This window comes from Serratia sp. J2 (genome assembly GCF_046269175.1).
GTDB classification, from domain to species: Bacteria; Pseudomonadota; Gammaproteobacteria; order Enterobacterales; family Enterobacteriaceae; genus Chania; species Chania fonticola_C.
In genome coordinates, this window is record NZ_JBKABN010000011.1 from 97,178 (window position 1) to 118,509 (window position 21,332).

Below are 21,332 nucleotides of genomic sequence, written 5' to 3' on the forward strand. Positions count from 1 at the left end.
TTCCTCTGTTACTGCTTGAGTTTGGGGTCGAGAGCATCACGCAAGCCGTCCCCCATCAGGTTAAAGGCCAAAACCGTCAGCAGAATTGCCACCCCTGGGAAGGTCACAACCCACCAGGCACTTTGCGCGAACTGCAGTACGTCAGAGAGCATGGTGCCCCACTCCGGCGTTGGCGGCTGCGCACCCATACCCAGGAAGCCGAGAGCGGCCATATCCAGAATGGCGTTCGAGAAACCGAGAGAAGCCTGCACGATTAGCGGTGCCAGGCAGTTTGGCAAGATATTGACGAACATCTGACGCGCCGCGCCAGCACCCGCCACGCGGGAAGCAGTAACGTAATCGCGGTTTACCTCCACCAGCACCGCAGCACGAGTCAAGCGAACATAGTGCGGCAAAGCAACGAAGGTCAGCGCCAGCGAGGCGTTAACGATCGAGGGCCCAAACACCGCCACCAGCACCAACGCCAACAGCAGGCTTGGCAGTGCCAGCATGATATCGACCACGCGCATGATGATGGCATCGACTACGCCGCCGAAATAACCGGCCAACAGGCCGAATACCACGCCCATCACCAGCGAAAGCACCACCACCAGGCAGCCTACCAACAGCGAGAGCCTGGCACCGTACATCAGGCGCGACAACACATCACGGCCGACATCGTCGGTACCCAGAATAAACTTCCAGCTTCCGCCAGTCTCCCAGACCGGGGGCCTAAGCAGGGCATCACGGAACTGTTCGGCAGGCGCATGTGGAGCCAGGAACCCGGCCCCCACGGCAACCACCAGCATGATAACGATATAAGCCAGGCCAACCACGGCCCCTTTGTTGCGCTTGAAATAGTGCCAAAACTCCTGGAACGGGGTCATTGGCTTCGGCGCACCTTTCACTACAGACTCGGTAATTTGAGACATCAGAGCGCCCCTTATTTCTTGTGGCGAATACGCGGGTTGACCACGCCGTAGAGCACGTCTACCAGCAGGTTAACCAGAATAATCATACAGGCGACCAGCAATACGCCGCCCTGAACAACCGGATAATCACGGCGTTGCAATGCATCCATCAGCCAGCGGCCCAGCCCCGGCCAGGAGAAGATGGTTTCGGTCAGGATCGCCCCGGCCAGCAGGGTACCGACCTGTAGGCCGATCACCGTCACCACCGGCAGCAAGGCGTTACGCAATGCATGCACCACGATCACCCGCATACGGCTCACACCCTTGGCGCGCGCGGTACGGATATAATCTTCACCCAGCACTTCCAGCATGGAGGAGCGGGTCATACGCACGATAACCGCCAGCGGGATGGTGCCCAATACGATGGCGGGCAGGATCATATGCATCACGGCGTCGATGAAATCACCCGGCTCACCCCAGATCAGGGTGTCGATCAGCATAAAGCCGGTTAGCGGCAGGCTGTCATCGAGGAAGACCGTATCGCTTATTCGCCCCGATACGGGCGTGAGGTTGAGCTGTACCGAAACCAGCATGATCAGCATCATGCCCCACCAGAAGATCGGCATTGAATAACCGGTCAGGGAGATACCCACGGCGGTATGATCAAACACCGAACCTCGCCTGACGGCCGCCAGCACCCCCACCGGGATACCGACAATCACCGCGAAGAGCATCGCGCACAGGCCCAGTTCCAGGGTGGCCTTAAAGCGCGGCACAAACTCTTCCCACACGGAGATGCGGCTTTTGAGGGACGTCCCCAAATCGCCATGCAGCACGTTGGTGACGTAATGGAAGTATTGTTGATAGAGCGGTTTATCCAGCCCCATCTCTGCCATGAGTTGTGCATGGCGCTCTGCGGAGATCCCGCGTTCCCCGGCCATAATGGTCACCGGATCGCCGGGGATCATATGGACGAATGCAAAAGTCAGCAACGTTATGCCGATAAACGTTGGGATAACTAACCCCAAACGTCGGAGTATGAACTGCAACATATCCCGAACTCTCTGTATAAAGTGCCCGGCAGCTCATCGTCCGCCAGGCTTATTAAAACTCACACGCTTCACGACATTCTTCTGGGGACGGGAATGCAGGGGCGCAACGTATTGCGCCCCTGCAGATTAAGTATCCCAGTCCTTCAACCCGCCTTGGTAGGCTTAGTCCAGAGAAACGTTCTCAAAGTGATGTTTACCAAGCGGGTCGACCACATAGCCCTTCACTTCTTTACGCACTGGCTCGTAAACGGTGGAGTGGGCAACAATCAGCGCCGGAGCCTGATCGTGCATGACTACCTGAGCCTGCTTGTAGAGTGCGACGCGTTTGTCGTGGTCCGCTTCGGCACGGGCCGGTTGGATCAGATCCTCAAACGGCTTGTAGCACCAACGGGAATAGTTGGAACCATCTTTAGCGGCCGCACAGCTGAACAGCGTGGCGAAGAAGTTGTCTGGATCCCCATTGTCACCGGTCCAGCCCATCATCACGGTCTGATGCTCACCGTCTTTGGCACGCTTGAGGTATTCGCCCCACTCGTAGGTGACGATCTTGGCATTGACGCCAATCTTCGCCCAGTCGGACTGGATCATCTCTGCCATACGACGTGCGTTCGGGTTATACGGACGTTGTACTGGCATCGCCCACAGATCGATGGAGAAGCCATCTGGCATGCCTGCTTCTTTCAGCAGCTCTTTGGCCTTGACCGGATCGTAAGCGTAGTCTTTGACCTCGTCGTTATAGCCCCACATGGTTGGTGGGATCAGGTTCTTGGCAGGTTGACCCGCCCCCTGATACACCGCATCCACGATGGCCTGCTTGTTCACCGCCATGGTCAGAGCCTGACGCACCTTCACGTTATCCAGCGGCTTCTTCTCGGTGTTGAACGACAGGTAGCCGACGTTCAGGCCAGGCTGTTCCATCAGGTTGATGGTTTTGTCCTGCTTCATGCGAGCGATGTCTGCCGGGTTCGGGTACGGCATGACCTGGCACTCGTTTTTCTGCAGCTTGGCGTAACGCACAGAGGCATCTGGCGTGATGGAGAACACCAGGCGATCGATCTTCGGCTTGGTGCCCCAGAAACCGTCAAAGGCCTTGTAGAGGATTTTGGAGTCTTTCTGGTACTGCAGCAGTTGGAACGGCCCGGTACCCACTGGGTTCAGGTCCACTTTCTCTGGCGTACCGGCTTTCATCATCTTGTCGGCATATTCAGCAGACAGGATGGAAGCGAAGTCCATGCCCAGGTCAGCCAGGAATGGCGCTTCTGGACGGGTCAGCGTAAAGCGAACGGTGTTGTCGTCTACTTTCTCGACTTTGCTGATCAGATCCTGCATGCCCATACCCTGGAAGTATTCATAGCTGCCGCCAGAAACCTTGTGGTAAGGGTGGTTTGGATCAAGCTGACGCATGAAGGAGAACACCACGTCGTCGGCATTCAGTTCACGGGTAGGTTTGAAATCTTTGCTGTCCTGCCACTTCACGCCTTTGCGCAGGTGGAAGGTATAGGTTTTACCGTCTTCGCTGACGTCCCACTTCTCTGCCAGGCCGGGTTCCAGTTCGGTGGTGCCCAGTTTGAACTCAACCAGACGGTTATAGATTGGCACTGAGCTGGCATCATAGGTGGTGCCGGAGGTGAACAACTGCGGGTTGAACCCTTCAGGAGAACCCTCAGAACAGTAAACCAGCGTCTTTGCCTGCACGCTGGCCGCAACGGTCAGCGCAATCAGGCCGATACCGAATTTCAGAATCCCTGATTTACCCAAGGAACTTGTCATCGCTAGTGCTCCGTATGTGATGTGGTGTGTGTATTACCGCCAGAGCCTAATATTTTTTGTTACGCGGCCTGTGCGGTCAGTGCCCGAAGGCAGGAGGAATAAAAAGCGCGAGAATGCCGGATGGAACGCATCACGGCAGGGCGTTTGAGCGAGTGAATTTCACTCATACACCTCTCACTCTTATCCCTGAGGGTACCAAATTGCCAACTGTTTGGGGTGCCGTCAATATAACCAGTAGGGATTTACCTAGACTGTGAGAAACAGCAAGCAAACATAAAAAAAACCTTTCAGCAACATTTACAGCATTAAAAATTGTGCTACGGGTTAAATCTTGGCGTCATGAACCAATGTTCATGACCAATCCAGCATTAACCTCCAATAAAAAACCAAAAAAGATTATTGCTGAATGATGAATATCTGAGCGGTTATCTTTGTGATCCCGGTAAAAGACAGGAGGAAATGCTGGAACACTCCCCGAAAGGGGGAGCTGGGTTGAGGGGGCGGTGCGTAGGGGGTTTGCCACCAGGTTTTCCCCCTCCAGACGCCACTGTTGCCGGTTTGAGTTATCGTCAAAATAGAGTCCGCGGGTTAAATTCCAGGCCGCCATTGCGTAGCCAGTCATACAATTCACTGTTGCGCCTGAAACCCAGCTTGCGCATCGCCGTGAGTTTATGGGTGCTGACGGTTTTGACGCTAAGTGAGAGTTTGTTGGCGATCTTCTCAGGGGTTAATTCCCATGAGATCCCTTGCAGAACCTCACGCTCGCGTGGGGTCAGGTGCAAACTGCGACATGCTCTTTTCGAATTGGCGATCAAAGACGACTGACTTGCCTGTTCAAACATTTCCTCGACCAAGCGCAACACGGCATCAGGCCTTGCCTGGCGGCTTAATACCGCGTCTTGGGGCTGGTTTCTTACATTCTCAGCCGCCGTATCCCGGATAAAAATCGTCCCGATTAGCCGCTCCCCCGGGTTTTCCCTGCAAGCATTGAGCCTCGCCGCCCCGCCAAAGGGTTTGGCACAGACCATCAGGTCGATCGCTATCCCTGGCGTCACCGGTACAAAACGCCACGTATAGCCTTTCGCCAGAAAATAGTCCTGCAAAATATGCTGGATACCCTGTGCAAAATAACGGTTGCTATCCTGAATAGCGATAACAATACGTGGCTTCATTTTATTTCCTTATAATTTGAGACATAAACAGGGTTATTTCAGGCGTCGGGTTAATACATATACTTTAAGCAGCGGTAATAATAACGCCTAGGCGCGATAAAACCTCAACCAGCTCAGCAATAGGAATAAAGCGACAGAGACAAAAACAGCGTTATTATTAGTTTATCCAATACTACGTGAACCGCTGAACGTAAACATATTAGCCGCATAAATTTCCGCATAAAAACTGATTGTTATCTATAATTTCGACATTGACAGAGGACAGCATGATTTTTTCAGTTTCATGCCATGCAGAGAAACCCTTAAAATACAATCCTACACCTGCCATTTTTAATGGATACAAGACCCACATGTCTTATCGTCATCACTCTGAAACTGCCCATTTCGTGCCAGTGGCAATCACGGGGCACATTTTGTCCCTCCCGTTAGTCCTACGTCCGTGACCGCCCTCGACCATTGTTCACATCGATGTTTAGGCCAAATTTACTGATATGAGATTTGTAGTACCGCATCAGATGAGTAGCTCCCGGCGTTACGCAGCGTGCCGATTATCGTCGCCTTGATCATTAGAGGTACACTCACCCCCGAGCCGACAACAAAGACCGAACTTCCCATAGATAGGTCATTGATGTCTATCGCCACATCATTCCCATCGATCTTGGGACGATTCAAAAGACTGGCGGTCACGTCGGCGGCTCGAGAGCATTGCACATCACCGTAGGCGGTACCCGAAGCGTAGGAAGTCCCTGTGTTCACGGAACCGAGATCAAGCGTTCGGGGAAGGTTGACGATACACGAAAGCTCGGGCTCACTTCCCCCGCCTTGACATACCGCACCGGGTGCAGGAACGACAGGGGTCCATAGGTGGCTCTTCGCCCCAAACGTAATACAAATCTTGTCCCACGCGATACGGTCGTACCACGTGGTGGTTGTCGAAAAGACGTGCAATATACGGATGTGCCCAGACCGGCCATGTTGAGCGATGTACCAATCATAGGCCTGCGCCCACGTCGTCCCGTTATCCACGGTTATCTTGTCAGGCCAATAGTTCGCACTCCCACAATAACCCCCACTGTCACATAGTGCTTCGTTCTGACCACTGACCGGTCCGAGCCCTGTGTAGGGGAAGAAGGATACTTGACATCGTGTAGTACCCAGACACGTTATGGTTCCCGTGTTTCCCCCGGGGCCACCATTGATTGACCAGTCGTATTCGAACCCCATTGATGTACCAGTGGGGTTAGGTACTAGCGAGTGGGGGCCGCCACTGGCGGTGTACGCGTGAGTGGTAGCGCTCGACACACTAATGGCCAGAAGAAGAATTAAATGATGACGTTCACAGCGAATAGGCATATTGGTCCTTTTTGGTGATGGTGGTGCTAGGGGCCGCGGCCGGAGGCACAGCGCAACGTCAAACCGGAGCCTCCAGCTCGTGGGCGTTCCCTTGTTAGTTAATGGCAGACAATCACCTCACGCTCTGTAAGCGGTGGTTTGCCCAATTCATCCATCGGGCCTCATATTCACGCCCCCGTATCTCGGTCTCTGCCTTCGATAGTTTCCGGCCATGACCTTATTCATACAGCCGCGTAATACGTTCCCGGTGGTTCTCTGTTGCTCTCGGGGCTATTCTGGGCCCCAGCGGGGAATACCATAATCCCAGCCAGTAGAAGCCACGTTCAATTCTCCCCAGTTGCGTTTTATCCAGGTGTGTTTCAAACCCACCCAAATCAAAAAATTCATGAAGTCGCTTGATTGCTTTGCGTAAATGCCAACGCGTTTTAGTGAAGAAAATAAAGTCATCCATTACCGGGCATAAAATATCTCCTCACGCGTCGAAAAATAACTGTCAACATGTCGCAATAAACTGCCGCCAATAAGCGGGATCAGCGCACTGTCACGACAAATTTCTTTTTCCGGCGTAACTATCTCACCGCCATCCTCAATGCTGTAATGAAGCCATTGCAGGCACAGGTCTCTGCAGACTGTATCCTCTATATGCCATTTCAGTTGCCCAGCCACCTGATGCTTTAAAATATGCCGGTAATAGCCCCGGATATCCGTGCGGTAGACATGACGCCATGGGTGAGAGCCGATACCCTCCGGCCAGTACACCGTTAAACCACCGCGTTTTCTTCTCTCACCTTGTCTGTCACTTCCTATTTGACTGCTCTTACTCATATTCCAGATTGAAGGTCGCCACCGCACTGAACGGCCCGCGTTCGATACTGTGGTTCCTGATGGCATCCGGCTCGCCCTGCACATAGGCTTTCAGCGCAATAATGTTGCTCCCCTCCTGTAGCAGGAGTTTATCGCTCGCCTTATTAAGCGGCAGCGGTTTGGCCTGCGCTGTCTCCAACCCTATCGCTATCCCCATGGCCTCACTGCTGCCGTCGATAGCCAGCAGTCCCGGCAAGGCGCTGTTTTCGGTGCCGGTAAAGGTCACTCTCACCGTCTTGCCCAGCGTCAGGTCACATTCCACCAGGTGTATCTCGAACGACTGCCCCAGCGTACGCGTGTTCAGGTACAGATACTTGTCGATAACCGTACCAAAATCCAGCTGGATATCTTCGTCACCCGGCAGTATCACGCACGGCTCCGTCACCAAGGCACCGTACAGACGTACGTTTTTTTCTCCGGCCGCCAACGTCGGGTTGGCCGTCAGCGCGGCAAGCAAGAGAACTAACTCCATCCCCACTACGGCACGGTCAAAATAACGGCCTGTCTTGCGTTCCATTTCGGGCTCCTTATTGGTAGTCGGCTCGTAGCGTTGCCCAGGACTCAAATGCTCCTTCCGTCAAGGTGGCCCTCGCATTCTTCACCGGCACCGCCTCCAGACGCGGCGGGTTAGCCAAATCTATCTTCAGCGTGCTGTTTGGCGTAAACGGCTGGTCATTCTGGTAGACCCGGATGCCCAGGTTCGCCTTGTCCGTCAGCAGCGCCTCACTATCGAACCCCGCCACACTGCCGCTCAGACTCAGCGTCAGCGCCCCGTTACCAATGGCAGCCTCCAGGCAGGTTATCTGGTAGTTCATCATCTGGCGGTAGTTCACTCCATCCACCTTGTTGATACCCACCCGTTCGCCGAAGTTTACCTCTATCCGGTTGTCGTCGTTGATGGTGCACGGCGGCGGTGTTATCAGCGTGCCGTGGAACGTCATGTCAGCCCCGTTATCCTTCGCCTGTGCCGTAACGACAACGCCCATCAGGCCGCAGGTCAGTAACAGGGCTCTTATCGTTATGCTCATACTCTGCTCCCGTTACTGGTAATCCACTTTCATCGTCGCACCCGCCGTGAATTCGCCCCCCGTCAAGGTAGCCCCACTCTGCTTGACCGGAATGGCCCATAGTTCCGGTTGGTTAGGGTAGGTGAAGTTCAGCCAGCTGTTGATTGCCAGTTTATTGCTACCCCGTTGCAGCTTGATCCCCAGCCCCGTCTTGGTGGTTTTCAGCACCGTGCCGTCAAAGCTGGCCCCACTTCCCTGTAACTGCAGTTTCATCGCATTGGAAGTAGCATCCTTACAGCCCAGCGTATAATTCACCGGCATACGGTAGTGATCGCCGTCCACCCTGGTCGTCATCACGTCACCGAATTCCACCTCAATGGGTCGGTTATCGTTAATGGTGCAGGAGGGAGGTGCCAACACCGTCACCTTAATCGTCACCGTACTGGTCGTCGCGCAGAGCATCAACGGCATAGCCATCAGCAAACCACTAAGACCAACGAGCCTCTTCCAACGCACAAAGCTCCTGTTATCCATGACTCGCTCCATCAGTCATCACTCAGATGAAAATCCACCACTGCCAAGTTACTGCCCGTTACCAAAGCGGCTGGCGTACGTTCAGAGGTGACGGCGTTGGCACTCGTTGTTCTTGCCCTTTCCATTCATGTCCCCTCCCGTCTCTCCTCCTGCCCATCATGGTGGTAAGAGCGCAACTCAACCGCCTTTCTTCTCCGGTACCACGGTGCAACTGCTGCCGTTACAGCTAAAACTCAGCTGCGGCCGGCCACCGTAGTCGTTGACGTAGGTCAGTACCGGGCTGTTGCCCACCGCCGCCGCGCTCACCGTCAACGGCAGGCTGCTCTTTGGCGGCACCATCATTGGCTCGAAGCCTTTTACCCCGGCCCCAGCTTTTTTGCTGTTGGCATCCACGATCGTGACGTAATACGGCGTCGGGTTGTTGACCATATACTTGTCACCCTGTTTGCTCAGCGTCATCTGCTCCTGCGGCGGTGCGGCGTTTGTGTCCATCGTAATTCCCGCCGGGCGGTAGAACAGCTTGATGCGCGTCTGCAGCGCAATCTGCAACGTGTTCGCTTTGCTGCTCCTCGGCGGGATTTCACGCAGGTTGAAGTAGTAAAGGGTTTCCTTGTCCTGTGCCAGCAACTTGGCCGCTGGCAGCGCCTGGATTTTAACCTGGCTCGGCTTGCCTGGCTCGATGCGTTGTACCGGAGGCAGCACCGTGAGTGGGCTCTGGATTTTGTTGCCCTGCTCATCCTCAATCCAGCCCTGCGCCAGATACGGCAACTGCTTGTTCTGGTTACTGACATTCAGGCTCACCGACTTCTGGCCGCCGTCAAAAATCACCCGCGTGCGATCAAGCGCGATAGCCGCCTGGGCCTGCTGTGTGACCAGCGCCCCCAACAGGACAGCACTCTTGAGCGTAAGGCCAAGAGACCGTTTCATCGTTTGCTTACTTTGCATTATCTGTTTCCCAGCCTTAGCGGCCTTGTTAAAAGGTTACAAGGGGAACGCCCCTTAATCTGCTGACGAACTGACCGGGCGGCAAGGCAGTAGCAAGGTGTTCATCAACATATCGGCAGGCAGCAGGGCAGGCATCTGCACCTCGCACTGTAGCTCCCCGCCCCAGTGCACCGTCATGCTTTCCCCGGCGTTGATTCCACTCAGGTAGACGCTGCCGCCATCGTTGACTATCCCGGTTTCTTGCCGCCGTGCGTTCATCACCGTGGCCCCAAACGGCGGTTCGCTCCCATCAGCCAGTTTGAGTATCGCCATCGCTTTTTCGCCAGCAATCACATCAAACCGACGATAGCCAATCGCCCCTTCGGTCAGCGTTGCCTGTACCACCGACGTCGTCGCTTCCGCGTTATCACCCAGTTGGTTCAGGTCGATGCTGGCCTTGTTGCGGTAGTAACTATTCACATCGCCTATCACCGCCTTACCCCAGAGGTTGGTCCGGCTGGTGCTGCCATAGCCGCGCACCGGCACACCCGCCACGCCGTTGGCGTCAATCAGCATCCGTGTCCCTCCCTGCCTCCCGGCGCGGTGTAGCGCACCGCCCTCGGCCGTCATTGTCATCCCGCCCTGCATCGTCATGCCGAAAGCGCTGAAGTTATCCTGCTGATAACTGGCATTGGCACTCATGCGGGCAATATCCCCCTCACGGTTGTAGTAGCCGCTAAGGGAGGCCCCACTGCGCGAAGCACCCATATTCAATTGGTAGTTATTGTGTTCATCCAGCCGCTCGTAATATCCCACCCGATGCGTGGACTCATCGCGACTCACCGTCGTGTTGTAACTCAACGTCGAGCCGTTGCCCCACGGCAGTGACAGCGATAAATAGGCACCATCATCATTGGAACCATTGTATTGATTGCGATACGCCGTGAGTGACAGGCTGACATTACGCAGCTTGCCAATATCGAAATAACGCGATAGCGACAGGCTGTACCTATCGTTAGCAGGCCGATCCCAATAGGTTTCGTGGTTGTAGTTGAGATAGCTGCTCAGCCCCCATTCACGGAACTGCTTGTTGAAGGTGATGGTGTACATCTCCTTGCCGTTGCGGGTACGTTGACCATAGTCACGCGCGTCCAGGTACTCGCTCATGCTCATAAAGTCCTGCTCAGAGAAGCGGTAGCCGGCAAAGGCAATCTGGCTGTCGTACTCGTCGAAGCTCTTCGAATAGCTCAGGCGGTAAGATCCACCACTGAACGTACCGCCTTGTTGAGGCAGACGCGCCCTTGATTGGGTTGCATCAAACGACAATGCCCCGAATGCCATTAAGTCACGACCGATGCCTACCGACAGTGCGTTATAATCCCCGCCAGCCAGTGCTCCGCCATACAGCGACCAACCATTACTCACCCCCCAGGAAAACTCCCCGGTACCAAACAGAGGACCACGCAAACGGTGTTGCCAGCCCGACGGTTTGCCGGCCGCCAATTTGAACCGTATTGCCCCCGGGCGCGTCAGATATGGGATACTGGCGGTGTTCAGAACAAACTCCTGCACGCTGCCGTCCTGCTCTTCCACCCGCACGTTCAGCTCTCCGGTTACCGCATCGTTGACATCCTGGATACGGAATGGCCCCGCAGCCACCTGGGTTTCGTACAGGACTCGCTCCTGCTGACGGATAGTGACCTTGGCATTGGTTCTGGCGACCCCAACCACTTCTGGCGCGTAACCCCGCAGGTTTGGCGGCAGCATGTTGTCATCCGACACCAGGCTTACGCCGCTAAAGCGAAAGCTGTCGAACAGGCCTGAATCCAGGTAGTTCTCCCCCATCGTCAACTTCGAGCGCAATGCTGAAATGGCGCGGTAGGCGTAATAACGGCTCCAGTCGAACTGCCTGTTCGTAGGGCGGCCAGACCCCGCCTGATGAGTAAGGTTAGTCTGCCAGTCTGCCCGTAAACGCCAGGACCCCAGGTTGGCCCCGGCAATACCATTACCGCTCAGGCTGTAGCTGCTCGTCCCTTGCTTAAGCTGCCTTTGCGTCTGCGTATTGAGGTTATAATCCAGCAAGAGACCTGGTAGCCCTTCTTCCCAGCGTGACGGCGGATCCCAGTTATCGGCGGTATACTCCAGATAGGCCTGAGGGATATTCAGATACAGGGTTGAGGTGGATAAATCGCCACGCACTTCCATACCTTTCAGACTGGATTCATCCAGACACTCCCCCTGATGCCACCAGCGCAAATCCTTGGCCGCGCCCTCTTTCAACCCTAACTGCGCCACCAAAGCTTTACCGACACAGGCCCGGCTGTCATTCGGTTCCCCTTCCGGCGGGTAAAACGATATCGCTTGTTCCGGCAGATCGTTTTTATTGATATGTACGGACATGCCGTAGGTACCCGGCATGATGTAACCGCCGCGGGAGAAGTGGCTCAGATCGATATTTTTGCGGTCATGCACATCCAGTACATCCGTATTGAACTGAATTTCCTCGGCGGCGTACACCACGGTCGACGCCGTGCTCAACGCCAAAGAAATACAGACGCTGAGTGCCTGAAGACGTGTCAGCTTCTCTACAGGTGACAATCCCATATCCCTAACCTTTTTATTAATGCCTTATTCCTGTGGCAATGTCTTAATAGCGTTTAGAAATAATCCAATTTAAAACGAATGGAAGAGACGTATTCACCGGACTTTAAAACATGGTTATTGGCCACCAGATTTACGGCATAACTCAACACCATGTTCTGAGGATTAATCGTTTCCAATGGCAAGGGTTTGCCCGGCCGGGCAATATTGCCACCAAGATCACTAATTTTCAGCGCCACACCGGATGCCGTGCCTTGCACGGTAAATAGCCCCCCTTCGCTATCTCCATCAAAGGTCACCTGAAAATTCTTCCAGTCAGGTAATTGACGGCCAAAGCGCTCCAACTCACAATCACTCAATTTAATGAAAAAATTTTTACCCCGGCCCTGACCATCACGAACAATATCCTCTATAGAGATCGCATCAATCTCAACGGTTTGGTCTTGGCTCTCTACGGCAATAGCACAGGCAGTATCAATAATGGATCCTTGCATATTTACACGTCCCCATCCCAAGGCAGCATGTGCGGCCAAAGAAGAGAAAGATGCCGTAATAAATAGGTAAGAAAACACGGCGATAATAGGGGTTACATTCCACATGGCAAACTATCCTTGACGCTATCGTCCTCCAAAAAGGCATGCGGATCCCTCCACATGCCCAAACAGATTATGCCTATAATGACGTAGCCGATTACTGGTAGGCTAAAGTGAAGTTGGCAACCGTCTCGAATTTGCCTTCGGTAACCGCGGCAGAAGCCCCATCACCCTGCAGGTAAGCACTGAAGTTCAGGGTATTATCGCCATTTTGCAGTTCCTGGAGAGCTGTTGCCTTAGTCAGCTCAATCGGGCCGTTAACATCTTCAATAACGATGCTGGCACCACGCCCAGTACCCAGACGGTTTTTGACCGAGCCGACGTTACCATTGAAGGACACGCTCACTTTGTTCTTGGCATCAGGCCCGGTACCGATTTCGCAATTCTCCAGATCAATGGTGAAATCATGCGAACTTGATTTGCCGCCGTCCTTCAGGGCAACTTTAGAAATCTGACCCAGTTCAATCGTCTGTTCGGCAGACTTTTGGGTGATGGAGCATGGAGCATCAATAATTGAACCGTTAAAGGTGATTTTACCGTGCCCCTGGTCTTTCACTGCGGCATGCGCCAAAGAAGACATACCCAAAGCCACTACTGCTACCATCATGATCTTGTTCAGTTTCATGCAAAAAATCCTTAAAATGAAAATTCCATAAATTTCAGTTTTCAATGGATGCGAGATCCATGTGTTTATCGCCAGCCCCCTAAAACAGCTTTCTTCGTGTCTTTGGCAAGGCCAGTAAAACACAAGCAGCCTCAAGCCTGCCGATGTGGATAAATCTATCATCAAAACAAAAATTAGATATTTGTATTAAAAATTTTCAATTATTTAGATTTTTATTTCCAACAGTAAGAGTTATTCACACTTAATTATCAAAAAACCAAGGGTTAACAAACATTACTAGATTTAAGTATTCCATCTATAAATACGGAGTATTCTTAATAGTTTGACTGGCGTATGAATTACCTATAAAAAACCTTTCTCGCATACTTAACGGGTATTTTTTATGCTTTACATCATCAATGGGGTGATTCAATATTCACCAAAATTAAAAGAGCTATCACTGGTTCAAGAGGAGCAAAACTCATTGGTTTTGTCTAATCAGGCCTCACGCCTATTAATGGAGTTGATAAAAAACGCAGGTAATGACTTAAGCCGCGATTACTTGCTGAAACATACTTGGGAGGATTTTGGGCTCACACCATCAAACAACAACCTTTATAGCGCGGTGAGTGAGTTAAGGAGAGCTATAGCAAGCCTTGGCATCACGGAGAAATTTATCATTACCATCCCCAAAGTAGGATTCAAATTTAATTGCAGTATTGATTTTTTACCCACAGAAAAAAATGCATCACAAAAAGAAAGCGAGGAAAAAAACTTAAAACCAGTAAAATACAATCAATCAATCAGTTTGTTTTTTGCATTCTGCATAACAGTGCTTGTAATTCTTTATTATTCAATTATGGAGTCGAAGGAGATAAAAATGAAAAAGTCCACTCCTTCCTTAGTGGAGGTTTTTGAGAAATGCCATATTTACTCATTGGATAACCCACTATTACATATTAGAGATAAAATACTGGATGATGTGCTTGAGCGAGCAAACTTTAAGGAGGAGTGCAAAACTAAGGACTACAATATATATTACAGCGATTTAAAATCAATAGATGACTATGTTTTTATTGGCGCATGTCTTAAATCCCAGGATGACAAAAAAACAAAATGCTTCAGCATCAGGTATGACTAACATGAAAAAAAACATCCTATTAATAGCCATAATCATATTAACCCTAGCGATTTTCATTTATATCCATGAGAAAAAAACAAAGGATAGGGAGTTACTATTCTCGTGTGATTACAGCATTCAGTTGCATTTAAAATCAGTAAAAACCAGTATATTTCAACAAGTTAATGTTTTCTTTTATGATGATAACTCAGGATTTCAAAGCGCTTTTGGAAAAATGGAGATAGAGGGGGAAAAACACACCATCGATAATGATAACTTTTTTATTTATAATGAAACAGACAAAAATGGAACCTATACGGTCGAGTATAATAAAACAGTAAAAAAATTTAATGACAACACACCGGATAACTCATGGGGTGACCTTCGGAATAGAACCTCTGTCTATTACATGACTTTCCATAAGCTCGATGACGATGTTTTTCTAATCAGAGGGCGTGGGTTCCCAATGTTTCTTTGCACCCAATAACTGGTTTATCCCCGCCGCCCCCCAAAGCCCTAGGTGGCGGGGAACTATTCACTGCATTTTCTCGTTGCTAGCCCCGACTTTGCGAGAGAACTCGCACCATCAAACTAGCCCTCTTGCCAGGCTCTGCTGGCCCTAACACTATTGATACCTAGCTAGATATGGACAACATCTTTGTCATATGCCCAAGTGTTGTTATCGTTGACAACACCTGAGGGTGTTGTTATTTTGAACAACAGGAGGGAGATGAAATTGCCTTCTCAACTCATCTTTCAGGACAGGATCGCGCTGACGGAAACCGAGTTTGTGCAGATGGTTATTTGGTTTGTCGAACCCGCAGTCAGAGCCAGTGCTCATCACTATAAGTACCGATTCGCCTATGTGAAAGACGGCATCTGCCGCTTACGCTATGACAACGAGGCAGGCAAAGGCGATCATAAACATCTGGATGAAAAACAACATCCCATCCATTTCACCAGCCCAAAAGCGCTGATACGCAGTTTCTTCGATGAGGTTGCACAGCTAAGAGGAGACTAAAGTTGAATACAGTCACCATCCGAGTCGCTTCTCTTGAGGAAGCGCAACGCTCTATGGAAGCCGCCTTGGAAGGCGATAAACAGTACCAGGGGAGTTACATTACTTTTCTGGATTGGGATTCGTTATGGAAGACACTCTCGCCCAAAAAAATGCATATCTTGCACTGCATGACCGGGGCCGGGGAACTCTCAATCAGAGAGGTTGCTCGTCGCGTTGAGCGGGATGTTAAAGCTGTGCATACGGATCTTCAGGCGTTGTTGGCTTGCGGCATCGTTGATAAGGGTACAGCCGGGGTGATATTCCCCTACGACCAAATCCATTTCGATTTTGTCATTGGCAAGGCAGCCTAAAAAACTACTGACAAATCTCCTCCGGCTCACCATGTAGGGGCGCTGCATGCTGCGCCTCATCCTCATAAACGCCAGACGTAAAAAAGCCCGCTTGAAAAAGCGGGCTTTCTTGAATGTGGTCGGCGAGAGAGGATTCACTCGTATCGTCCATGATACTCGCCCCTTCGGGGTATCGCAGACGCGATATGCAAATCTGTTCCCGACAGATTTGTCGACCTCCTTCGGAGGTTCTCATCCTCATAAACTTCAGACGTAAAAAAACCTGCTTAAAAAAGCAGGTTTCTTTGAAATTGGTCGGCGAGAGAGGATTCGAACCTCCGACCCACTGGTCCCAAACCAGTTGCGCTACCAAGCTGCGCTACTCGCCGATGCGGGGCGCATCTTACTGCTGGGCCGTATACGCGTCAATCTCTTTTTCACCACCTCATACCAAGTGGCGCTAAAAGCGCCAAACAGGCCAGTATCTGAGCGGATACGGCCTTTCTGGCTCGGTTTACAGCGCTTTGGCGTCCGCTTTGCTCTGCGGGAGGCGGCACCAGTTATTACTCTCAACAATACCACCGTCTGGCGAGGTGTAACCCAGGCAGCCGAGGATAGAGTCAAACAGCTCTACGTGGCGGTGCGGTTGACCAACCCGCTGTTGAGCCTGCAACTGCTCAAACGCACTCTTATGCTGCGGGTCTTCGAGGTATTTATCGGAAGCCCAGACGATCATCGGCACACGGAACTGCTCAGGTGGGGCCATTTCACGCGGCGTACCATGCAGATGCGAGTTTTCGCCAATGGACTCGCCATGGTCGGCCGCGTAGAACACGATAGCCTTCTTATCGCGCACCTGGTCGATGACGCTGTCGATAAAGGTATCGGTGTACAGCACCGAGTTGTCATAGGCGTTAATCAAGCGCTCCTTGGAGCAGAACTCATCTACGCCCATACATTCCGGCTGATAACGAGCAAAGCTACGCGGGTAGCGCTGTGAATAGAGGTAATGCGAGCCTTTGGTATGCAGGATCACCAGATGCTTGCCGTTGGGATGGCGAGCCAGCGACTCTTTCATCTCATCCACCAACAGCATATCGTCCACCGATTTACCGTCGTTACGCTTCTCTGAGGCGATCATTTCACGGAATGAGTAATTATCCACATCGGTATTGTTGTAGAACCACACCTCGCTCTGCATTGCGAACAGCTCGGAACTGAAGCCCAACGCTTTCAGTACGGCAAAGATATTCTGCTCTTTCAGGGTTCGCTGCGGGTTATCCGAAGTGCCATGCTCACGCACAAACATGCAGCGTAACGAAAGCTTGGTGGAGGTATCGCAAGACTCCCCCCGGAACGCCACCAGGTTTTTCTCCTGCGACAGCTTAGGCGTGGTATCACGCTCATAGCCCAGAATACCCATATGGTCCCAGCGAGTCGTTTCACCAATGATAAACACCACATAGGTATCATCGATGCCCTCAGGGGCAACATAGGTAAAGTTCTTGCTGGGATCGAACATGTTGGCTGCGTCCGAGCTTTCATCGTAACGGGTGTAGGCAAACAGCCCCAGAGCCGAAAGCCAGTTGGAAGGCAGATAAGAGTGCGCAACTACCCCACCGTAGCTCGGCAGATCGATATTGGTGATCTTTTCCTGGGCGTTTTGTTCTTTGTCCAGAGTACGCAGCGGCAACCACACCAGTGCGACCACCGCCAACATGATCAACAGTGGCTTAAGGCGCTGTCCTGGGGTTTTCATCTGTTCAATGAGGGTGTAGCGCAGGTTATTGCTCCAGATACATAGCAACGGCAAAGCGCTGACCACGATCATCCACAGCACAAAGTTCAGCCCAATCACCTCTTTCGAGAGATCGATATCGGTCGTCATCACCGAAACGATAATCCCATAGCCAATCACCACGTTGAAGAACGTCATGTAGTAACTGGCTGCAACGGAGATCAGCACCAGCAAAGAGGCGACGATACGGTAAAACAGCCGGCCCCCCAAGGATACCAGCCGCATGATAAAGAAGGTGAACAGGACAATGGCGATGACTTCTGTCACCGCAGAAACCACCTTGATCCCCTGGATGCCGTGCGCAAAAGAATCAAAACGACGATAGAAAACGGAAAGGTTTAAAAAGATGCCGATATAGATCGCTAACAATAACGATAAATTCTGCTGTGATAGCGATTTAACTTTGTTCATGTAACGCAGTGGCTCCGGGCTTCAAGTTCTGAAACCATCAGACAGTCGATATGCCCTCAGGTTCAGCCGATGGGCAATAAGCACTATTCTGCAGAACAGAATCAAGAAAAATCTCATCAAACGAGCATTTTTTGCCACTTCTTGTAGGGAGAATAGCGGGAGACAAGGCCTGGGAATGGGGGAGCATTGCCCCCCTCTTTCACCGGTTTTTGGCAGGAAACATTATTTAATATTAAGGGTTACATCGATATTGCCGCGCGTGGCATTGGAGTAGGGGCAGACCACATGGGCTTTCTTCACCAAGTCTTCCGCGACGCTACGCTCAACGCCCGGCAGGCTGATATCCAGCTGAACCTCAATGCCAAAACCGTTGGGGATCTCACCGATACCGACGGTGCCCTCGATGGAGGCTTCGGCAGGGATTTTCACTTTTTCCTTTGAAGCAACAAACTTCAGTGCCCCCAGGAAACAGGCCGAATAGCCGGCGGCAAACAGTTGCTCAGGGTTGGTAACCTCTCCGCCTGCCCCGCCCATTTCTTTCGGCACGCCTAATTTCACGTCCAACACGCCGTCAGATGAGGTTGCACGGCCGTCTCGGCCACCGGTTGCCTTGGCATGGGCGCGATAAACCACTTTCTCAATAGACATAGATCGTTCCTTTTCGGGTTGGTGACCCGATCCAGTGTAGACCATTCTGCACGGAGCCCAGGCTCGCACAACTGACGTTAAGCACGGTATGCTAAGTTCTATCTATCGGATGCCGCAGGGAAATCAAAAGCATGACTGACACATTGGCCGAACGCGCCCGCCGCTATGCCACCAAAGCGCATGGAGCGATCGATCAGCGCCGTAAATACACTAACGCCCCGTATATTGTGCATCCACAGGCAGTGATGGAGATTGTCAGCAGCGTGCCGCACAGCGAAGAGATGCTGGCTGCGGCCTGGTTGCATGACACCGTGGAAGATACCCCCTCTACGCTGGCCGATATCGAAAGCCATTTTGGCCCGCAGGTTGCCAGCCTGGTCGCAATGCTGACCAACGTCAGCGTCGGCAGCACGGAAAATCGCTATCAACGCAAGAACCGCGATCGACGCCACAGCGCCAGTGCCTCCCCACAGGCCAAAACCATCAAGCTGGCCGATTTGATCGACAACACCCGCTCCCTGCTGCAATACGATAGTCACTTTGCCAAAACCTATCTGGTGGAGAAACAGCGCCTGCTGGAAGTGCTGACCGAGGGCGATCCACAGCTGTGGCGGCAGGCTAGCCATATCATCGAACAGGGTTTGCAGGCGCTGCTGCTACCACCGCATAACGTCCCGGCCCGTTGGTTTGACCACGCCCGGCAGCGATACCAGGAAAACGAGGTGACGTAAGCTTGAGATAGGAGGGAGACATAAGCACTGTGATGGCCCCTCACCCTAGCCCTCTCCCACAGGGAGAGGGGACCGTTCGAGTTGACTATCAGTTACAGAAATTACCTGGCCATTGCCGCCAATCAGCTCCCTTTTAGGCAGGACAAAACGATCACAGCACCCGACCGCAACACCGTGGCAACTCCCTTTTGGGCAGGACAAAGCGATCGCTGCACCCGACCGCAACACCGTGGTAACTCCCTTTTGGGCAGGATAAAGCGATCGCAGCACCCGACCGCAACACCGTGGCAATTCCCTTTTAGGCAGGACTAAGCGATCGCTGCACCCGACCGCAACACCGTGGCAATTCCCTTTTAGGCAGGGCTAAGCGATCGCTGCACCCGACCGCAACACCGTGGCAATTCCCTTTTAGGCAGGGCTAAGCGATCGCTGCACCCGACCGCAACACCGTGGCAGCTCCCTCTCCCTGTGGGAGAGGGTTGGGGTGAGGGGCATGTTTCCCCCAGTAATTACTTGATTTTCAAGCTGCTGCCGTTGCTGTGGATCACATCGCGATACCAGTAGAAACTCTTCTTGCGGCGGCGTTCCAGGCTACCGTTGCCCTCATCATCGCGATCGACATAGATAAAGCCGTAGCGCTTCGCCATTTCCGCTTTGGAAGCGCTGACCAGATCGATCGGCCCCCAACTGGTGTAACCCATCACCTCAACCCCATCGTCGATCGCTTCTGCAACCTGCACCAGATGGTCGTTGATATAGTCAATGCGGTAATCGTCGTTGATGCTGCCGTCGGCCTCAATGCGGTCTTTCGCCCCCAGCCCGTTCTCGACGATAAACAACGGTTTCTGATAGCGGTCATACAGCACGTTGAGCAGATAGCGTAGCCCCACCGGGTCTATCTGCCAGCCCCATTCCGAGCTTGCCAGATGCGGGTTAGGTACCATGTTGAGGATATTGGCACGGGCGGTCTTGTTCTGTTCTTCGTCGGTGGTCACACAGCCACTCATATAGTAACTGAACGAGATAAAGTCGACGGTTTCGCGCAGCGCCTGCTTATCTTCCTCGGTGATCGTCACCTGAATGCCGTTCTCACGGAAGAAACGTTTCATATAGGCCGGGTATGCACCGCGCACCTGCACGTCACCAAAGAACATCCAGTCGCGGTTCTGGCGTTGGGTTTCCAACAGATCTTGCGGCTTGCAGCTCAGCGGATAAAGAATGCCGCCCAGCAACATATTACCGATCTTACCGTCCGGCACGATCTCATGGCAGGCTTTTACCGCCTTGGCGCTGGCCACCAACTGATGGTGGATCGCCTGGTAAATCTCGCTTTTGCTGCTGTCTTCAGGCAGGCCCACACCGGTGAACGGCGCATGTAGCGACATGTTGATCTCATTGAAGGTCAGCCAGTGTTTGACCTTATGCTTGTAACGCTCGAACACCGTGCGAGCATAACGCTCAAAAAACGCAATAAGCTTACGATTACCCCAACCGCCGTACTTTTGCGTCAGTGCATAGGGCATTTCGTAATGCGACAGGGTGATCAATGGCTGAATGCCGTATTTGGCCATCTCATCGAACAGCCGATCGTAAAACGCCAGCCCGGCTTCATTCGGCACATCTTCATCCCCTAGGGGGAAGATGCGCGTCCAGGCGATCGAGGTACGCAGGCACTTGAAGCCCATTTCGGCAAACAACGCGATATCTTCAGGGTAACGGTGGTAGAAATCGATCGCCACATCCTTGATACCGCTGTCTCCGGCAACGCGCGGCGTCAGCCCCCCAAAGATCCCTTGGGGTTGCAGATCTGACGTTGAAAGGCCTTTGCCATCCTCCAGATACGCCCCTTCAACCTGATTTGCCGCGACCGCGCCGCCCCATAGAAAATGCTGTGGAAATTTGCAACTCAT

General features: G+C 52.5%; 20 protein-coding genes and 1 tRNA gene. 5 read left to right on the plus strand and 16 right to left on the minus strand.

All coding sequences use genetic code 11. The annotated features are described in order from the left end of the window. Positions 1-8: 8 nt before the first annotated feature. The 12 genes from dppC to ACKWMY_RS13495 all read right to left on the minus strand — a co-directional run bounded on the left by dppC (position 9) and on the right by ACKWMY_RS13495 (position 13,385). A complete protein-coding gene (gene dppC / locus ACKWMY_RS13440; protein ID WP_074030054.1) occupies positions 9-911 on the minus strand; it encodes a dipeptide ABC transporter permease DppC in 903 nt (300 codons plus the stop codon). A gap of 11 nt (positions 912-922) precedes the next feature. After that, on the minus strand, positions 923-1,942 hold the full coding sequence (dppB, locus tag ACKWMY_RS13445; RefSeq protein WP_024527786.1) for a dipeptide ABC transporter permease DppB: 1,020 nt from the start codon (positions 1,940-1,942) through the stop codon (positions 923-925). A gap of 162 nt (positions 1,943-2,104) precedes the next feature. Continuing rightward, positions 2,105-3,712, minus strand: a complete 1,608-nt coding sequence (dppA, locus tag ACKWMY_RS13450) for a dipeptide ABC transporter periplasmic-binding protein DppA (protein ID WP_024527785.1) — start codon at positions 3,710-3,712, stop codon at positions 2,105-2,107. Between the two features lie 569 nt (positions 3,713-4,281). Then, a complete protein-coding gene (locus tag ACKWMY_RS13455) occupies positions 4,282-4,884 on the minus strand; it encodes a response regulator transcription factor (protein ID WP_074030052.1) in 603 nt (200 codons plus the stop codon). A gap of 1,803 nt (positions 4,885-6,687) precedes the next feature. Beyond that, positions 6,688-7,062: a hypothetical protein gene (locus tag ACKWMY_RS13460; RefSeq protein WP_024527781.1), complete on the minus strand. Its 375-nt coding sequence runs from the start codon at positions 7,060-7,062 to the stop codon at positions 6,688-6,690. Then, complete coding sequence (locus ACKWMY_RS13465; RefSeq protein WP_409486455.1) at positions 7,055-7,573, minus strand: fimbrial protein; 519 nt, start codon at positions 7,571-7,573, stop codon at positions 7,055-7,057. Before ACKWMY_RS13465 ends, ACKWMY_RS13460 begins: the two co-directional genes overlap by 8 nt. 55 nt (positions 7,574-7,628) lie before the next feature. Then, complete coding sequence (locus ACKWMY_RS13470) at positions 7,629-8,129, minus strand: fimbrial protein (protein ID WP_024527779.1); 501 nt, start codon at positions 8,127-8,129, stop codon at positions 7,629-7,631. 12 nt (positions 8,130-8,141) lie between these two features. After that, complete coding sequence (locus ACKWMY_RS13475; RefSeq protein WP_024527778.1) at positions 8,142-8,642, minus strand: fimbrial protein; 501 nt, start codon at positions 8,640-8,642, stop codon at positions 8,142-8,144. Between the two features lie 177 nt (positions 8,643-8,819). Beyond that, positions 8,820-9,587 carry a fimbria/pilus periplasmic chaperone gene (locus ACKWMY_RS13480; protein ID WP_409486426.1) on the minus strand — a complete coding sequence of 256 codons (768 nt, stop codon included), beginning with the start codon at positions 9,585-9,587 and terminating at the stop codon, positions 8,820-8,822. Positions 9,588-9,641: 54 nt separating this feature from the next. Further along, positions 9,642-12,170, minus strand: coding sequence for an outer membrane usher protein (locus tag ACKWMY_RS13485; RefSeq protein ID WP_409486427.1), 2,529 nt, complete (start codon positions 12,168-12,170; stop codon positions 9,642-9,644). A 53-nt stretch (positions 12,171-12,223) separates the two neighbouring features. Continuing rightward, complete coding sequence (locus tag ACKWMY_RS13490; RefSeq protein WP_024527775.1) at positions 12,224-12,766, minus strand: fimbrial protein; 543 nt, start codon at positions 12,764-12,766, stop codon at positions 12,224-12,226. A 91-nt stretch (positions 12,767-12,857) separates the two neighbouring features. After that, entirely contained in the window at positions 12,858-13,385 is a 528-nt protein-coding gene (locus ACKWMY_RS13495) for a fimbrial protein (RefSeq protein ID WP_202671632.1), read from the minus strand. A gap of 382 nt (positions 13,386-13,767) precedes the next feature. Between ACKWMY_RS13495 and ACKWMY_RS13500 the strand changes: the two genes are divergently transcribed. The 4 genes from ACKWMY_RS13500 to ACKWMY_RS13515 all read left to right on the plus strand — a co-directional run bounded on the left by ACKWMY_RS13500 (position 13,768) and on the right by ACKWMY_RS13515 (position 15,855). Continuing rightward, a complete protein-coding gene (locus ACKWMY_RS13500; RefSeq protein ID WP_309047676.1) occupies positions 13,768-14,505 on the plus strand; it encodes a winged helix-turn-helix domain-containing protein in 738 nt (245 codons plus the stop codon). Between the two features lies 1 nt (position 14,506). Then, positions 14,507-14,971, plus strand: coding sequence for a hypothetical protein (locus tag ACKWMY_RS13505; RefSeq protein ID WP_211135689.1), 465 nt, complete (start codon positions 14,507-14,509; stop codon positions 14,969-14,971). Between the two features lie 243 nt (positions 14,972-15,214). Next, positions 15,215-15,505, plus strand: coding sequence for a DUF6516 family protein (locus ACKWMY_RS13510; RefSeq protein ID WP_233169418.1), 291 nt, complete (start codon positions 15,215-15,217; stop codon positions 15,503-15,505). Between the two features lie 2 nt (positions 15,506-15,507). Further along, a complete protein-coding gene (locus ACKWMY_RS13515) occupies positions 15,508-15,855 on the plus strand; it encodes a glycosyl transferase family 1 (protein WP_024484222.1) in 348 nt (115 codons plus the stop codon). Positions 15,856-16,146: 291 nt separating this feature from the next. Here the strand turns inward: ACKWMY_RS13515 and ACKWMY_RS13520 are convergent. The 3 genes from ACKWMY_RS13520 to ACKWMY_RS13530 all read right to left on the minus strand — a co-directional run bounded on the left by ACKWMY_RS13520 (position 16,147) and on the right by ACKWMY_RS13530 (position 18,691). Further along, a tRNA-Pro gene (locus ACKWMY_RS13520) sits at positions 16,147-16,223 on the minus strand. Between the two features lie 125 nt (positions 16,224-16,348). Next, positions 16,349-18,043, minus strand: a complete 1,695-nt coding sequence (gene eptB, locus ACKWMY_RS13525; RefSeq protein WP_024527770.1) for a kdo(2)-lipid A phosphoethanolamine 7''-transferase — start codon at positions 18,041-18,043, stop codon at positions 16,349-16,351. 222 nt (positions 18,044-18,265) lie between these two features. Then, on the minus strand, positions 18,266-18,691 hold the full coding sequence (locus tag ACKWMY_RS13530) for an organic hydroperoxide resistance protein (protein WP_024486966.1): 426 nt from the start codon (positions 18,689-18,691) through the stop codon (positions 18,266-18,268). Between the two features lie 131 nt (positions 18,692-18,822). On the opposite strand from ACKWMY_RS13530, the gene ACKWMY_RS13535 reads away from it, so the two are divergent. Next, positions 18,823-19,422, plus strand: coding sequence for an HD domain-containing protein (locus ACKWMY_RS13535; protein ID WP_409486428.1), 600 nt, complete (start codon positions 18,823-18,825; stop codon positions 19,420-19,422). Between the two features lie 509 nt (positions 19,423-19,931). On the opposite strand, the gene ACKWMY_RS13540 is transcribed toward ACKWMY_RS13535, so the two are convergent. Next, entirely contained in the window at positions 19,932-21,332 is a 1,401-nt protein-coding gene (locus ACKWMY_RS13540) for a glycoside hydrolase family 1 protein (protein WP_199061576.1), read from the minus strand.

Excerpts from the sequence above, each read along its gene's own strand:
- dppC (WP_074030054.1), bottom strand. The coding sequence starts at position 911 with ATGTCTCAAATTACCGAGTCTGTAGTGAAAGGTGCGCCGAAGCCAATG.
- dppB (WP_024527786.1), bottom strand. The coding sequence starts at position 1,942 with ATGTTGCAGTTCATACTCCGACGTTTGGGGTTAGTTATCCCAACGTTT.
- dppA (WP_024527785.1), bottom strand. The coding sequence starts at position 3,712 with ATGACAAGTTCCTTGGGTAAATCAGGGATTCTGAAATTCGGTATCGGC.
- ACKWMY_RS13455 (WP_074030052.1), bottom strand. The coding sequence starts at position 4,884 with ATGAAGCCACGTATTGTTATCGCTATTCAGGATAGCAACCGTTATTTT.
- ACKWMY_RS13460 (WP_024527781.1), bottom strand. The coding sequence starts at position 7,062 with ATGAGTAAGAGCAGTCAAATAGGAAGTGACAGACAAGGTGAGAGAAGA.
- ACKWMY_RS13465 (WP_409486455.1), bottom strand. The coding sequence starts at position 7,573 with ATGGAGTTAGTTCTCTTGCTTGCCGCGCTGACGGCCAACCCGACGTTG.
- ACKWMY_RS13470 (WP_024527779.1), bottom strand. The coding sequence starts at position 8,129 with ATGAGCATAACGATAAGAGCCCTGTTACTGACCTGCGGCCTGATGGGC.
- ACKWMY_RS13475 (WP_024527778.1), bottom strand. The coding sequence starts at position 8,642 with ATGGATAACAGGAGCTTTGTGCGTTGGAAGAGGCTCGTTGGTCTTAGT.
- ACKWMY_RS13480 (WP_409486426.1), bottom strand. The coding sequence starts at position 9,587 with ATGCAAAGTAAGCAAACGATGAAACGGTCTCTTGGCCTTACGCTCAAG.
- ACKWMY_RS13485 (WP_409486427.1), bottom strand. The coding sequence starts at position 12,170 with ATGGGATTGTCACCTGTAGAGAAGCTGACACGTCTTCAGGCACTCAGC.
- ACKWMY_RS13490 (WP_024527775.1), bottom strand. The coding sequence starts at position 12,766 with ATGTGGAATGTAACCCCTATTATCGCCGTGTTTTCTTACCTATTTATT.
- ACKWMY_RS13495 (WP_202671632.1), bottom strand. The coding sequence starts at position 13,385 with ATGAAACTGAACAAGATCATGATGGTAGCAGTAGTGGCTTTGGGTATG.
- ACKWMY_RS13500 (WP_309047676.1), top strand. The coding sequence starts at position 13,768 with ATGCTTTACATCATCAATGGGGTGATTCAATATTCACCAAAATTAAAA.
- ACKWMY_RS13505 (WP_211135689.1), top strand. The coding sequence starts at position 14,507 with ATGAAAAAAAACATCCTATTAATAGCCATAATCATATTAACCCTAGCG.
- ACKWMY_RS13510 (WP_233169418.1), top strand. The coding sequence starts at position 15,215 with ATGAAATTGCCTTCTCAACTCATCTTTCAGGACAGGATCGCGCTGACG.
- eptB (WP_024527770.1), bottom strand. The coding sequence starts at position 18,043 with ATGAACAAAGTTAAATCGCTATCACAGCAGAATTTATCGTTATTGTTA.
- ACKWMY_RS13530 (WP_024486966.1), bottom strand. The coding sequence starts at position 18,691 with ATGTCTATTGAGAAAGTGGTTTATCGCGCCCATGCCAAGGCAACCGGT.
- ACKWMY_RS13535 (WP_409486428.1), top strand. The coding sequence starts at position 18,823 with ATGACTGACACATTGGCCGAACGCGCCCGCCGCTATGCCACCAAAGCG.
- ACKWMY_RS13540 (WP_199061576.1), bottom strand. The coding sequence starts at position 21,332 with ATGAGTTGCAAATTTCCACAGCATTTTCTATGGGGCGGCGCGGTCGCG.